Source organism: Faecalicatena contorta, from assembly GCF_001404335.1.
GTDB lineage: Bacteria > Bacillota > Clostridia > Lachnospirales > Lachnospiraceae > Faecalicatena > Faecalicatena contortus_B.
Genome location: NZ_CYZU01000008.1, coordinates 41,298 through 54,833, shown reverse-complemented (window position 1 = coordinate 54,833; position 13,536 = coordinate 41,298). Strand labels below are relative to the sequence as shown.

General features: G+C 46.9%; 21 protein-coding genes and 1 pseudogene. 3 read left to right on the top strand and 19 right to left on the bottom strand.

Annotated features, from left to right (window positions below):
* Positions 1–33 precede the first annotated feature (33 nt).
* Entirely contained in the window at positions 34–1,077 is a 1,044-nt protein-coding gene (locus ARB69_RS05770; RefSeq protein ID WP_055151880.1) for a DUF6076 domain-containing protein, read from the top strand.
* Positions 1,078–1,096: 19 nt separating this feature from the next.
* Here ARB69_RS05770 and ARB69_RS05765 read toward each other — a convergent pair whose 3' ends face one another.
* From ARB69_RS05765 to ARB69_RS05700, 14 genes and pseudogenes are all read right to left on the bottom strand, one after another.
* Positions 1,097–1,288 carry a hypothetical protein gene (locus tag ARB69_RS05765; RefSeq protein ID WP_055151877.1) on the bottom strand — a complete coding sequence of 64 codons (192 nt, stop codon included), beginning with the start codon at positions 1,286–1,288 and terminating at the stop codon, positions 1,097–1,099.
* A 10-nt stretch (positions 1,289–1,298) separates the two neighbouring features.
* Positions 1,299–1,676: a TnpV protein gene (locus ARB69_RS05760; RefSeq protein WP_055151874.1), complete on the bottom strand. Its 378-nt coding sequence runs from the start codon at positions 1,674–1,676 to the stop codon at positions 1,299–1,301.
* A gap of 96 nt (positions 1,677–1,772) precedes the next feature.
* Positions 1,773–3,314, bottom strand: a pseudogene (locus ARB69_RS05755) (VirD4-like conjugal transfer protein, CD1115 family); the annotation flags it as partial.
* Positions 3,311–3,787 (bottom strand): PcfB family protein, encoded by a 477-nt coding sequence (locus ARB69_RS05750; protein ID WP_002566675.1) that lies wholly within the window; start codon positions 3,785–3,787, stop codon positions 3,311–3,313. The gene ARB69_RS05750 and the pseudogene ARB69_RS05755, both read right to left, overlap by 4 nt.
* A gap of 43 nt (positions 3,788–3,830) precedes the next feature.
* Positions 3,831–4,043, bottom strand: coding sequence for a DUF5348 domain-containing protein (locus tag ARB69_RS05745; protein WP_002566676.1), 213 nt, complete (start codon positions 4,041–4,043; stop codon positions 3,831–3,833).
* A 17-nt stretch (positions 4,044–4,060) separates the two neighbouring features.
* Positions 4,061–5,194 (bottom strand): DUF6017 domain-containing protein, encoded by a 1,134-nt coding sequence (locus ARB69_RS05740; RefSeq protein WP_002566677.1) that lies wholly within the window; start codon positions 5,192–5,194, stop codon positions 4,061–4,063.
* Positions 5,195–5,391: 197 nt separating this feature from the next.
* Positions 5,392–5,679 (bottom strand): hypothetical protein, encoded by a 288-nt coding sequence (locus ARB69_RS05735; RefSeq protein WP_055151871.1) that lies wholly within the window; start codon positions 5,677–5,679, stop codon positions 5,392–5,394.
* Between the two features lie 11 nt (positions 5,680–5,690).
* Positions 5,691–5,936 (bottom strand): hypothetical protein, encoded by a 246-nt coding sequence (locus tag ARB69_RS05730; RefSeq protein WP_055151868.1) that lies wholly within the window; start codon positions 5,934–5,936, stop codon positions 5,691–5,693.
* 165 nt (positions 5,937–6,101) lie between these two features.
* The gene (locus tag ARB69_RS05725; protein WP_055151865.1) at positions 6,102–6,368 is read right to left on the bottom strand and encodes a hypothetical protein; all 267 of its coding nucleotides are present in this window, start codon (positions 6,366–6,368) and stop codon (positions 6,102–6,104) included.
* 72 nt (positions 6,369–6,440) lie between these two features.
* Entirely contained in the window at positions 6,441–6,620 is a 180-nt protein-coding gene (locus ARB69_RS05720) for a hypothetical protein (RefSeq protein WP_055151863.1), read from the bottom strand.
* Positions 6,608–7,003, bottom strand: coding sequence for a hypothetical protein (locus tag ARB69_RS05715; protein WP_055151860.1), 396 nt, complete (start codon positions 7,001–7,003; stop codon positions 6,608–6,610). Before ARB69_RS05715 ends, ARB69_RS05720 begins: the two co-directional genes overlap by 13 nt.
* A gap of 35 nt (positions 7,004–7,038) precedes the next feature.
* The gene (locus ARB69_RS05710; RefSeq protein ID WP_055151857.1) at positions 7,039–7,332 is read right to left on the bottom strand and encodes a hypothetical protein; all 294 of its coding nucleotides are present in this window, start codon (positions 7,330–7,332) and stop codon (positions 7,039–7,041) included.
* 88 nt (positions 7,333–7,420) lie between these two features.
* Positions 7,421–7,888 carry a hypothetical protein gene (locus tag ARB69_RS05705; RefSeq protein WP_129878869.1) on the bottom strand — a complete coding sequence of 156 codons (468 nt, stop codon included), beginning with the start codon at positions 7,886–7,888 and terminating at the stop codon, positions 7,421–7,423.
* A gap of 115 nt (positions 7,889–8,003) precedes the next feature.
* Positions 8,004–8,279 (bottom strand): hypothetical protein, encoded by a 276-nt coding sequence (locus tag ARB69_RS05700; protein WP_055151851.1) that lies wholly within the window; start codon positions 8,277–8,279, stop codon positions 8,004–8,006.
* A gap of 431 nt (positions 8,280–8,710) precedes the next feature.
* On the opposite strand from ARB69_RS05700, the gene ARB69_RS05695 reads away from it, so the two are divergent.
* Both ARB69_RS05695 and ARB69_RS05690 read left to right on the top strand, forming a co-directional pair.
* A complete protein-coding gene (locus tag ARB69_RS05695; RefSeq protein ID WP_154253259.1) occupies positions 8,711–8,890 on the top strand; it encodes a hypothetical protein in 180 nt (59 codons plus the stop codon).
* A 102-nt stretch (positions 8,891–8,992) separates the two neighbouring features.
* Entirely contained in the window at positions 8,993–9,538 is a 546-nt protein-coding gene (locus ARB69_RS05690; protein WP_055151845.1) for a Uma2 family endonuclease, read from the top strand.
* Between the two features lie 317 nt (positions 9,539–9,855).
* Here ARB69_RS05690 and ARB69_RS27620 read toward each other — a convergent pair whose 3' ends face one another.
* The 5 genes from ARB69_RS27620 to ARB69_RS05665 form a co-directional block, all read right to left on the bottom strand.
* On the bottom strand, positions 9,856–10,341 hold the full coding sequence (locus ARB69_RS27620; protein ID WP_240285572.1) for a helix-turn-helix domain-containing protein: 486 nt from the start codon (positions 10,339–10,341) through the stop codon (positions 9,856–9,858).
* A gap of 149 nt (positions 10,342–10,490) precedes the next feature.
* On the bottom strand, positions 10,491–11,141 hold the full coding sequence (locus ARB69_RS05680; protein WP_055151842.1) for a hypothetical protein: 651 nt from the start codon (positions 11,139–11,141) through the stop codon (positions 10,491–10,493).
* A gap of 427 nt (positions 11,142–11,568) precedes the next feature.
* Entirely contained in the window at positions 11,569–12,741 is a 1,173-nt protein-coding gene (locus ARB69_RS05675; RefSeq protein WP_242857543.1) for a sigma-70 family RNA polymerase sigma factor, read from the bottom strand.
* Positions 12,742–12,812: 71 nt separating this feature from the next.
* Entirely contained in the window at positions 12,813–13,163 is a 351-nt protein-coding gene (locus tag ARB69_RS05670) for a hypothetical protein (RefSeq protein ID WP_055151839.1), read from the bottom strand.
* Positions 13,132–13,488: a hypothetical protein gene (locus ARB69_RS05665; RefSeq protein WP_129878870.1), complete on the bottom strand. Its 357-nt coding sequence runs from the start codon at positions 13,486–13,488 to the stop codon at positions 13,132–13,134. Before ARB69_RS05665 ends, ARB69_RS05670 begins: the two co-directional genes overlap by 32 nt.
* Between the last annotated feature and the right edge of the window lie 48 nt (positions 13,489–13,536).

Genomic DNA, 13,536 nt, shown 5'->3' with positions numbered 1-13,536 from the left:
AAAATTACCATAAGCATTGAAAGGAACAAACCTATGGAATTTGCATTTAACCGGCATGAACCGGTCTATGACCGGATTTTGTTCGTCCTGACACTGGACAGGCAGAAAATGAAAGAGCGTATTTTGATTGGCGAAGAGGCGCAAGTCCGTTTCCGCCTGCAAGGGGACATGGATGCGGATTTTCTCTGTGACGTCATCCGGCCTCTGGGGACATTTCTTTCTGAATTTGAACATGACCCGGACGGGGAATGGAACTGTTTGGGACTGTCCCCGCTGCGGGAAGCCCTGCACTCGAACCGCTGGAAACAGCCTGCGTTGGAACAGGCAGCCGGAGAATTTCTTTCAAAAAAATATCTCACCGGCGATCCGGTGAGAATGTATGCGGCGTTCCGTATCTGGAACGAGTATCTGCGAGCCAGGGAACCACGGGACAGGCCAGCCGCCTGTGACCGCTTTATCCGTAAAATGAACGGCTTTACAGCCACATTTATGGAAGACCCGCCGCTGGAATTTGACCCGGATACCGGCAGACCCCAGCGGCTGAATATCTCCCATCGGATATGGGGATCGGTGCCAGCCGAAGATACCCGGCTCGACCTCTGGTATCCCGACAATAAAAGAGGGGCTGAATGCGTTGCCGCTTATGTGTCCCTCCATCCTTTGATTATCTATTATCTGAACCGGCTTTCCGACTGGGGCTTGTATATCCGGAAATGCAAAACCTGCGGGAAAATCTTTCTTGCCAGGAGCCAGCGCTACGAATTGTGCAGTGAGAAATGCCGGAAAGCGCAGGCGCTTGAAAACAAGCGGGGCTTTGATAAACGGGCCAGAAATAACAAATATGACCTCGTTTATAAAAACGAGTGCCAGCACTGGCGCAATATCATCAATAAGGCAAAGAAAAATCCCAACTTCCCGGCTGACCGGCTGGAAGAAATGCTAGCGGCTTTTGAAGCGTTCAAAAAGGAAGCCCTGAAAAGGAAACGGGCGATCAAGACGGAAAAAGCCAGCCCGAATGAATTTACGGACTGGCTCGTGCAGCAAACGAATATCATTTTGGATTTGGCGGAGCACTGACAAGGCAGCCTGATGGCCGTTATCCCTTGCTTCTGTATCCGCCATAAGGGAAGTAGGTTTCCATGACAGAATCCGTAATCCCATTCTTATAAATTTTCCGTATGTCTGCGATTGTTCCGGGCGGGGTATGCTTCAGGTATTCCAGCAGCTCCGCCCGGCTGTTCATAATCAGGCAGTGCTGGCCCTCCCGCCGTTCAACCCGATATCTCATGGCAGTCTCCTTATACATAAATCATTTCGTGCAGGATGATTTCTTCCGCCCGGCTGCGGATGGAATTAGCAGCCCGAACCCACTCCATTTGGGAAGTGCGCTTCAATTCCTCGGTCACGCCCTCCGCAGCCATCATCTGCGCTGTGACCGTATCCAGCCGATCCTGTGCCTGTTCATTCAGATCGGCAAGGTAAGTCCACAGTTTACCCGACAGCAATAAGCTGCTATAATATCCGGGACGGAACTCTTTCAGATAGTTTTGGTGCATCCGTCCCCAGCGCCCAATAGGGCGGCTTTCCTCCGGCAGCGCCAGCATAGGGATGTAATAATCCCCGGCAAGAACATAGTCGATGCCGTTTGCGTGGGTGTATTTCGGTAATTTCTCCATTTCCGACCTCCTGTATTCGTTTTTTCAGAATCCAGTTGATCGTGTCCCTGTTCATGTAAAATTCAAGGCAACTGAACTCTTCACGAACAATTATGGCATATCCTTTCCGAGTTTTTGGTAGTTCAGTCCGTGGGAGGTCTGCGCGCCCCGGTTTTCGCTTTGGTTGTAGCTGTCAATCGTTTCCTTGCCCAGCACGTCAGCGATTTCCTTGGCGTTTTTACCTCTTCCACTCAGGAAAAGCGTACAGTCGCAGTTGTCGGAAATGATTTCCGCTGCATCCTTGTAGATGGCCTTTAACTGTGACTGGCTCTGCAAAATGATAGAAGCCGAGATTTCCCGGCTTCGGATGGTGGCGATCAGCTTGTCAAAGTTGGGAATCTGACCGATGTTGGCAAACTCGTCCAGAATCATCCGCACATGGACGGGCAGCCGCCCGCCGTATTTGTCATCGGCCCGGTCGCACAAAAGGTTGATAAGCTGGCTCTGCACCATGGTAAGAATGAAGTTAAACGTCGTGTCCGTGTCGCTCATAATGAGGAACAGGGCCGTTTTTTCATCCCCGATGGTGTCAAGCTCCAGCTCGTCGTCCTCCATCAGCTCCCGCACTTCCCGGATGTCAAATGGCGCTAATCTGGCTCCGCAGCTAATCAAAATGGAACTGCGGGTTTTGCCTGCCGACAGAAGGAATTTTTTGTACTGGCGCACCGCAAAGTGTTCCGGGTCTTTTTCTTCCAGCCGTTCAAACATGGCATCCACCGGGGATTGAAATTCCGGGTCGTCCTCGCGGGCCTCCGACGCATTGATCATTTCAAGCAGCGTCGTGAAATTCATTTCATCGTCCGGCGCTTCGTACCAGATGTAGCCAATGAGAGCCGAATACAACAGACGTTCCGACTTGATCCAAAAATCCTCGGCGCTTTTTTCGCCCTCCCCCTTGGTGTTGCAGATCAGGGTGTTGACCAGCTTTAAGATGTCTTTTTCCGAATTAATGTAGCGGAATGGGTTGTACCGCATGCTCTTGGAAAAGTTGATGGTATTCAGCACTTTGACCCGGTAGCCGCTTCGCACAAGGAGCTGGCCCACCTCCCCGATCAGGCCCCCTTTGGGATCGGTGATAATGAAAGAGGCCGGATAATCCTTGGACACGCACTGCATCAGGTTCGGCTTCACAAAAAATCGCGTCTTGCCGCTGCCGGAACCGCCGATGACCAGCACGTTTTTGTTCCGGGCGGTCTTGGGGTCTTTGGGGCGGTTGTTCATGGTGAGGCGTTCCGTCTGGGTCAGGAGAATGTTGTTATCAAACACCGGGTCGATGTACGGGGCTATATCTTTGGGGCCGCCCCACCGGGCACTGCCGTATTCTACGCCTCGGCGGTATTTCTTGGCGTTCTTGCTCTTGCAGTACACCATCAGACGCAATGCCACCGCACCGGCCACACCCACCGCCAGATCGAACAGGTGGAAGCTGGGGGCGGCGTTTTCAAAGGCAAGGGAAAAGCCGTCCGCAAGGTGCAGCAGCTTTTCTGAGACATCCGCCCCAGCCGCCAGCCGGTAGGTCTGTCCCAGCTTGCCAAACAGGTAAACGAACAGCAGATAGGGCAGGTTTGCGATTATCAGCTTTTTCACTTCCGGCCTCATAGAGACAGCCCCCTTTCCTTGATTTTCTCCTTGGCCTGCTGGCGGTTTCTGGCCGCCGTCTTTTGCTTCATAGCCGACAGGGCCTTTCGGATGGAGGGGCGTTCCTGCTGTTTGAGCTTCTTGGCCGTAAACTCCTTAAACGCCTGTTCCAGATTGTCCGCCTGCTTGGATTTGAAAATCACGATATACCGGGGCGGATGGGTGGTGCGGTCTTTCCGCAGGGTGAAATCAATTCCGTATTTCTTGGCGCAGGGCCGAAACAGGCCGATGTTGGCATCGGTGATTTCAATGTTGGACAGGGCGGAACCGTCCTTTTTGAGCTGCCGCAAGCTCTGTTTTCCGTGATGTGCCTTTCCTGTCCCTTTCTGCCGGGCGGCCAGAAATTTCTTCATGGCCGCCTGCAATACCTGGCCGGTGAGCTTGCCCGTCTTAACCGCTAACGCGATGGTTTTCTGTTCGATTTCTTCCTGCAACTGCTATCCCTCCTTGGAAGTCAAAGCAGGCAGGCGGCACGGCTTAGATCCGCACCCGCAGGCCGGAGAGGTCGTCGGTGCGGATACCCACCAGATACCAGTTTTCAGCCATTTCTATGCGGGTGGGCCTCCATCTGCCGCCTACCAGTACATCGAAGGTTTCTCCGCAGTGCAGGCCGCCGTAGTAGTCCGCTAGGTCAAAACGGATGTCATAGCGGTCTGCCTGCTCGTCAAAAATCAAAGTTCCCTGTTTCATAGGGCTGTCCTCCTTTTTCAGATTTTGCCGGTGTTCATATCGTGGGCCACCAGTGCCGTGTAATAGCCGTTGATGGTGCTTGGGGCGTTGAACAGAACCGCCAGCAGGTATTTCTTGATATTTCGGATTTCCGTGGTGTTTTTGCTGATACAGTCAAAGACAAACTCCATGTGGGAGCTGTTCAGCTTCATCAACTTGGATTTCACCAGCTCAGCGGGGTAATCGTCCCCGGCAATGCGGATGGTCGTTCGGGCGCTGCATACGGTTTCCACCAGCAAGTCCACGATCTCGTCCAGCAGTTCCCGGTCAATCCCCTTGGTGTGCTGGCAAAGGTGTTCATACTCGATGTTATCCTTGATGATTTCCCGATAAACCGCTACGGCGCTCTGTGACTTCGCTCCCGTTCCTTTCCGTTCCGGCGGCGCAGCCGCTGCTTTCTCCAAAGGAGAGGGAGGGGAAAGGATAGGAATGGAATCGGTAATTCGTCCATCTGTATTTGATTTCTCTTTACTTGATCTATCTTTATTTATTTGCGTTGGATTTTCCGGTGTCGGGTTATCCGATGTTGGATTTTCCAACACCGGGTTTTCCAATATCGGCTGTTCCAACACCGATGCTTCGGTCTGCGGCTGCTCGTAGATGGTATAGAGCATATCTGCCATCTTTCCCTTGCCGTCCCGGTTCTGCTGTCGGGTGATATATCCGGCCCGTTCCAGCTCCCACACCGCCGTCCGTATGGCGTCGATGCTTTCCCGATTTATCAAAGACAGGCCCTTTAGCGTGTAGTCCCAGCCCTCCGGCAGAGAGAGCATTTGCGATAACAGGCCCTTGGCTTTCAGGGACAAGTCCTTATTCCGCAGGTGGTGGTTGGACATCACCGTGTATCCTCGGTTTTTCTCCACTCGAAAAACTGCCATCTTGTCGCACACTCCTTTCACTTGAAATTTCACCGTGTCAAAGACGGTGAGCTTGCCCGGCTGGTAAGGACATTCTGCGTAGATGCAAAACTGATACTTCCAGTGTGGGCGGTAAAATCGGCAAGTGCCGCAGTCCTCCGGCGCTCCGGCCTCGCCGCTGTCAAAATGATCTGCGCCTGGCCTTGTCTGCATGAGCTGTTCAAAGGCCCGGTCGCTGCCGGACGTAAAGTACATAGGCGGTCGCTCCTTCCTCTATTTGGGCGCAAAAAAGCGGCGTCCTGATCTCCCCAAAGGGAAAAGAGAACGCCGCCGTCTGCGGTGTCGTATTCGATTTTTCGATGTGCGCTGTTTGGGATAGTGGGCTTCATGGGAAAGGACAGCGTGTCAAGGCTCCCTCCGAATGTAGTAAATGGGTAGTAAATTCGGTGTCCTTATCCCGTGATTTGCCCGTATTTCCGGGCTTTTTTGAAATAATCAGAGTTTTTAATAGAAACATTCAGCCAGGTTTCAAACCATTCATCCAGGGTGGTTTTGCTACTTTCTACAAACAGGCCGTGCTGCAGTTTGTACTTTAAGTCAGTCATTTTCTTTTGTGTTTCCGTAATTGTCGCACCATGTACCAGATATCTTTCTCCCTTGTACATGAAACGCCCCTCATAGTCAGTATACCTTTGCTGTATTCCTTTTGGTAATTTCCTGACTCTTTTATCGACTGCCATATAACCACCGCCTAACTCATTAGGCTTTCAAATATCAGGGCTATTGCATAGTTAAAACCGCTCTCAAATCCTGCTTTCTGTCCATAACTGCTCCCGGCATAAATTAAATCTGCTACAGATTCCTTCGTCATGCTGGCTGGCTCCCCGATCCTGTCCACGATTTCTTCCTGGATCGTTTCAGACAATTTGCCATCCGCTGATATGGCAGCCGATGATTTGCTGTATGATTCTGTGTATATATTTCCAATTCTTGACATATAACCGTCCTTTCTCTCACTGCTGCCTGGCAGCAGGTGAATCTTGTCTTGCAAATGGGCTATATGACGGTATATAATCAATATAGCCCGTACTGTGTGTATTGGGTTATGCTTATTTTTTGCCCCTTGGGTGTTGCCGCACCCTTGGGGTTTTTGCTTTTCCGGTCATTCGTCCACCTCCCATTCTCCTATAGACTCGCACATGAGCTTTGATCCGATCTGGAATCCAAGTATGAATCCCACCCGTTCAGCCTGATCAGATATAGAGAAGGCCATCTCCTGGGCTTTCGAATAGTTCTCTGCTCCCATGCTGTTTTCCAGATCATCGCGCCGGGCCTTGGGAATGTCATAGTCATATATCTTTCGCAGTTCCTTATAGCGCGGCATTTGTACATAGTACCGGTACATTTGTTCCAATATATCGGCTTTCATAGAATTCACCTTCTTTCCTTAAGGTCTGAACAGCCCCAATGCATTAATCTTGAAAAAAATTGTTGCCCTATCTCACGATTTTTCAGCGAAAACATCTCCGATGGTAACTTCTTCGCCTTTCGGTCTGTGTCCGTCCCTATACTCGTGTAACGCGCAATTCTCAACAGTGCAAAGCCTGACTTCCTTCATTTGACCATTGCAGCAATCCAGGCACTTTGCTCTGATCGCCTTAATTGGTGTCAGCTTCGCCATGTAGTGCCCCTCCTGTCCATCAATTTCTTAACAATTTCTATGTCCCTGCTAAACCGCCCAATCATTTTATGTAGGTCTACAATCTGGTCAGCATAATCAATGCTGTTAAATACAGCTTCGCACCCCCTTTCCTGCATAAGATAATTTACATCAAAGCTCTCAATCAATTCTATATAGGGCGTGTTCTTTTCATAGTCTATTTGAGGGGATATTCCGTAAAATGGCGGCCTCTGCATGAAGCAGACTCCCTTTAATTCCATGCACCTCCCATCTTCGATTTTAGAAAACTGCTCATCGGTAAGCATTCCGAAAAGTGTTTGTTCATTAAGGATTTCAGCTTTCCACAGCTCATCACCGGGTTTAAGTTTTATATATTCAACCATAAATTAATCCTCCCACTAACTTATCAATCATATTTTTATTTATGGCGGCTGCTTCCCAGGGGGCCGATGTCACCGCACCGCTCCCCCGAAAATCTGTAATGTCCAACTAATACGTTATATAATTGCCTGACGCGCTCTTCATCCATTCCGGCTATGATCCTGAATACTATACCTCTACACTTATCAATTTGCTTCCTTCTGTCAGGAGCCATTTTAATATAATGGTAGCGTGCAATGGTATATATCTCTTCCAGAACCTCGTTATCTTCTTCCTTATCCATTAGATAAAGCATTTGTACTATGCATTGCCTATATCCTTCATTTTGCATACTCAGCACCTTCTTTCATCAAGATCAGCAACAACATCGTTTGCCCCTTTGGCTTTATATCGTCTTTTCCGCCTATATTCTTCGTTACTCATGTCGGAATCTCCCTTCCTCTTGGTTTTCGCATTTCGCATCGTATAAACAACAGGTACTGTTCCATCATTTCTTTGACTCCCAAATAACGACAATAAGTAACTGCTCCCCGATATTGAAAGTCTGCCACGAGTGTTACCAAATGCTTATAATTATATCGCTTATAGCTGGCGGCTTCTTTGCTCCCATTTTCCGCTGCTTCCCATATTTCAAATAGCTTTTCGTAGAGCTCTTCAAACATAATACGGTGGCGGTACCTATCCTTGCTTAACATAATCATCTTTTTACAGGTCAAGACCCGATACGGAACTTGTACATATTCCGAAATATTCCTAACTTCTACCGGTTCAAGCTCCTCCTCTCCCTTTAATGCCACTTCTAACAAATCCTGCGTTACATTTGCAAAGTCAGCAAAAGTACAGATATGGTATGGATGGTATTTTATAAGTTTCTCTAAATTATCCAAATTCAATTTGTTCTTGCCCTTCCCACCGGGATTATGCTACTATGTATTTGCTTTATAGTGTAGCTCCGGCTATGCCGCCCCTGTCAGTGTTCGCAGCACTGGCAAGGGCTATTTTTTATGCGATGGAGAATCTTCTGCTCTCCGTTGTCCTGATGTACTGGTCATACAGCTTTGCATGATCCGCTTTGAATGCTTTACCATCAAATCTGTTTGAGATAACCGTTGTGAACCTTACCATATAATCCCCGGCCTTCTGCTCCTCCAGATCCTTCCTCTGCATGTCTGCTTTGATCTCCGCTTTCAGTGCCTCAATCTGTTCCTCAATCTCCTTCTGCTGCGCTTCCAGCTCTTTCAGCTTTCTTACGCGGTTGACAATCATTCTCTCTGTCATTGTAAAATCTCCTTTCCAGTGCAATCCCTTGAGCATCTTCTTGACTATTACTGCATCTCCAGACCGTTCACAAGTATATGGCTCAAAGTTTGTGGGGGCTTTCGGCTTCCCCGGTTGCTTTTATTTATTGTTGATACCGGTCTGGCATCCGGCTGAATCATCTTCCTGGCTATTGATCCCTCTATTGTTCACTCACAGGTATATGGTTTTCAGCTTCACAGCTTTTCGGGCTGTTCGTTTGCCTTACCTTTATCTTGATTATATTATATCGTGTACACGATATGTTTTCAATTGACATTATACACAAATATCGTGTGCAAGATTTGGCTATTTTGTATCTTGTGCACGATTGAAATTAATGTTATAATCTAACCATAATAGAAAAGGTGTCTCCATTATCAGAGCGCCCCCCATGAAAGAAGGTGATACTTTTGGCAGGAAAAACAGACTATAAAAATAAGTGGCAGTCTGAAAATAGAGAAAGAATTAATCTCGTTGTCCCAAAGGGTTACAAAGAAACAGTACGCCAACATGCAGATATGACAGGGGAATCAGTCAACGGTTACATTAAAAAGGCTATTGATGAACGAATGGAACGCGATACTGAATAAAGCTCAAAAGTGAGCGAAACCAGATTCCTTTTTAGGGCCTCGGAAATCTCTGAATAACCACTGCCACTCCGTCAATACTATTTCATGAGAGGATGTGTTATCATGTCATTACCAAACCAGAAGAAAGAATACACCATCGAAGATATCTATGCCCTGCCTGATGGGGTACGTGCCGAACTGATCGACGGGCAGATCTATTATATGGCCCCACCAAGTACTACCCACCAAAGAATATTACATCACCTTGATAGAACAATCGGTAACTATATCCACTCTAAAGGTGGACCTTGTGAAGTGTTTCCTGCCCCATTTGCCGTATTTCTCAATGAAGACGATACGAAATACGTAGAACCGGATATCAGCGTAATCTGTGACCCTGACAAATTAACGGATAAAGGTTGCACGGGAGCGCCTGACTGGGTTATTGAAATTGTATCACCAAGCAGTAAGCGCATAGACTATTTAACTAAATTATTCAAATACCGTACTGCCGGTGTACGGGAATACTGGATAGTCGATCCTGAGAAGAACCGTATTTTGGTTTATAATTTTGAATCTGAGGATACAGGGGACTATACTTTCTCCGATTCCGTAAAAGCAGGCATCTATGAAGACCTGTCAATCGACTTCGGACAATTGAATATTTAACCCACTGCCGCCCCCGACCATCAGGATTGAGGGCGGTTTTATTTTCCCTTTTAGGGCGTCGGAAATGTCGGAATAACCTTTTTAGAATCTCATATTTGTCAAGATACTCCTTTTAGGGACTCAGAAAATGAAGAATATTTTTAAGATATAAAAGCAGAAGCATCCCGCTGCTGTTCTATCAAGTATATAACAGCCTGTTTCATATCCCCCTAATATGCAAATTATCAATGTCCAACACTATTCCATGCAATTCTTATTAAAAAGCCATTTTAAACCTTTAGCCTTATATTTCTACCCTAAAGGCATTTAAATTGATTTTATCCCATTTCACCACGACTATAATCGTTGTTCAAAATATTGCAGCGCATCCGATCAGCCCGTTTTTCTCTCTGTTCCTCATTCAAGTTCATTCCCGGGTTTATTCTTATCCATCCTACCGGAACCCTGGCACAAATGCTGCCATCTTTATTCTCTGCAATGATCCGGCATTCCTCCGGGCGGCTCTCAGCCAGCTTCATCACTCTTGTAATGGTTCTGCCCTGTGTTAGGCTCACCGTAGCGGTCTTACTGTCTCGCTGCCATTCAATGACATTCTCAATGTTGTTATGATCTGGCAGAGCAATCTCCTTTGTACCACACTTTACAACATCAGCCAGCCGCTCCAGCGTGCTTATCTCCAGATACTCATTTTCAAATATCCAGTTAATTGTACTCATCGAAAGTCCTGTTTTCCTCTCAATGTCCAGTTCATCCAAATTCTTACTTTCCAATAGTTCTTTATATCTATTCACATTTAATCTCATGTTTTCCTCCTTTATGCAGACATAGCCATACCATATCAGCTCATATTATGTGATAACGATGATCACTTCCACATACCTTACCAAAACCTCACCTAAAAGTGATTTATTTCCACATGAACGTAACCATGTCCGAATTACCTCTATCCCGCTTAACGATGCCGTCCCAACACCGCTCTCTGGTATTTACTTGCCTGACTCATTATACCGGTTGGCTTGACCTCTGGCTCATTTCCCGGATATTTCAAGAAACCAACATCCCAATCATAGAAATACAATTCCAGATCGTACAGATCACAGACATACAGATATAGGTTCCGCTCTTCAAAGATACTGTTAATTGTCGCCCGTGAATACTTCTTACCGAAAAATATAGCCTGGTTCCTCATGTTCTCCAATGCCTGTAGCTTTGTAATTGTCATGTGCCATTTATCAAATTGCTTATATTTTGGTTTCTCATATTCAAGATAATGGAACGGGAACTTAATCGGAATTCGTTCACGCCTTGCAAGCCCGAGCATCCTGTAGGAAATATAGTTATAGCTGCCGATAGATACATTCTTAATTCTGTCATAAACCGGAAACGGATAGCATTCCCGGCACAGAAGCCCATCTCCATACAGATATAGCTTTGTACGCCTGCTGCCACACTTCGGGCAAACAAGAAACAGCTTTTCACCAAATCCTGTCCTCTGCTTCGTGAACTGTATGTTGTACTCTTTTCCGTTTATCTTTGCTATGGCGGCAGTCATGTTCCTCGCGCCCAGCTTTATGCAATCCTTTACATCAATATAGCTTCTCATTCTCCGCTCCTTTGTTTTGTAAATATACGAAATACTAAGTATACAACATTGCAACGTCCCTTTTAGGGGATCTCGAATGTCTTGATCCTGTCCCCAATCTATTATTGCAACACTTCAAATAGTATTCGAGTTTATTCTTAGATTGAGATGGAAAAAATATTTTCAGAGTGCTGCACCATTGGAAACAGTTACCCACTCCGGTTCCTATCACGTTTAAATCGGTGCTGGAAGGGTCGGGGGGCTTCTCTTTGTCTTCAATACCACACCCCCATATATGCGGCCCGTGCATTATCTGAATCCCCACAACCGGTCTACTATAGGCTTTCCTGCATTTTATTTTAGGGGGGATTCAGCACAATGTAGCCTGCTGCCAGATCCCAACAAATAAATACCGTTCGCATTCGTCGGTTTCCGAACGTTCGGAACGTCACCATATTCCAATGGCATCCCTCTCAACCTCACTTGTCCATGTACGCCGGAAAGATTCAAGCCCTATATGATGAATTGATGCAGCCGCAATATATTCTTCATAGTACCCTCTGAACTTCCGGCTCCTGCTGGGCTTTCTTAATTCCCGCATAGCTTTGTCCTGATAACTCCGTGCTACCTCCCGTGAAAGATTATACTTCTCTCCTATTTCCTGTAGAGTTTTGCTATCCAGGAACCGGCAGCGTATTACATCCGATTGAATCCCTGGCAGGCTGTCCACCGCTTCCCAGAGCTGTTTCTTCATGCCTTGGTAGTCCAGCCGGCCGATTATATCCCCTTCCAGCTCCTCACCTGATCCAACAGAGTCCTCTACAGTCAGTTCGCCTTCTTCATCCCCTAAAGGTTCATTCAGGCTACAAATCTGCCCCATTCCTATACTTTCTCTGATGGACTTTAGTTTCTCCTGGCTGATCCCCAGGAGCGCACACAATACCTGATCCGTTGGAGTGGTGCCGTAATATTTCCGGTACTCTGCTTCCATCCTCTTATATTTGTGCATCCATTCCCGGGCATGTGTAGGAATACGCACCACATTACCACAATTCTCAATATATCGTTGCATACCTTGTCTGATCCAGAACGCAGCATAAGTGATAAATACAACTCCCTTCTCCGGGTCATAGTGTCGGACAGCTTCACACAAAGCAATATATCCCTCCTGCATAAGATCATCTAATTCAGCACGGCACGTAAACTTCACAGCCATCATTTTTACAAACCGCTGGTTCTGCTGCCATAGCTGCAGCATATTGTCAGCTTCATCTATACTGGCCCGGATCAACGCGACTAACTGCTCATTGGATCGGAAAAGGGGATCTTCCATCGTCTCCGCAGATGTACCACTTTTTTGTTCGTATTCGGAATTTTGTGTGAGGATTGGAGGGCATGCGGTCTGATGAATTTTATCGGAACTTTTCAGACCGCCCCTCCCAGTCATTTCAGAAAATTTTTCACGGTTCGCTCTCGGTTCAACCTGTAATTTTGTGTTGTTCACCAATGGTTCAACTGGAAAGTTCTCACTGCTTCCTCTTTGCTTATTTTGAAATTCCCCGTTGTTCCTCCGTAGTTCGTTTTGAAAATTGCCGGGGTTCACCCGGTGTTCATTTGACATATACAGCCCACTCCTTTACAATAAATGTTAGGTTTTTAAGGCTGTGGGCTTGTCCTTTGTGGCAAGCTCTTTTATTTTTGCATCTGGCCTGCCTCCCACTCTCTGTAAATCTCCATGAAGTTATCAAGAGGAAGGATCGCAAGCCATTCACAATGGTTTCTACGATGCATAACTACTGGTATCTCTTCTCTACGTGAATCCCTTTCAGCCTGTCCCATTGCATCATACAGGCTTAACCGCTCCGTCCGCTTACACTCGATATGTATTCCAGGAAGACCAACGACATCAGCGTCCCCATTGCTGCCGCAAAACTGCTGCCCTCTCCTGCAATCATATCCATAATCCCTTAATACTCCTGCCAGCTCGCGTTCTCCTGCTTTACCTTTATTCCTACTGCGCTTCCCTGTTTCCTTTCTGTCCATTTGCCCTTCTCCTGATTTCATTTTTTAGTTGTGCCACTTCTTCCGGCCTGTTTCTTAATCCGTTCAGATACTGCAACATGTCGCCAGACACATACAACAGCCGGGGATGTACCTTTTCTATTCCAGTACCATAATTAGCCATATCATGAAGTTGCACCAGCGTCCATTTTCCTTCAACCACAATCAGAGATTCAACCTTACAGCCTCTCTCCTCCAGTTTCGCCTTTATAATCATGCCTGCCTCATACTCATTATCTGTATACAGCACAATATGTGGCTCATTTTTATCAATACCATTCTCCTTAAAATCTGCTAATATGTTCACGCTCACTTACTCGTTGGCTCCTCTCCTTACTCGTTGATTCTCATATAC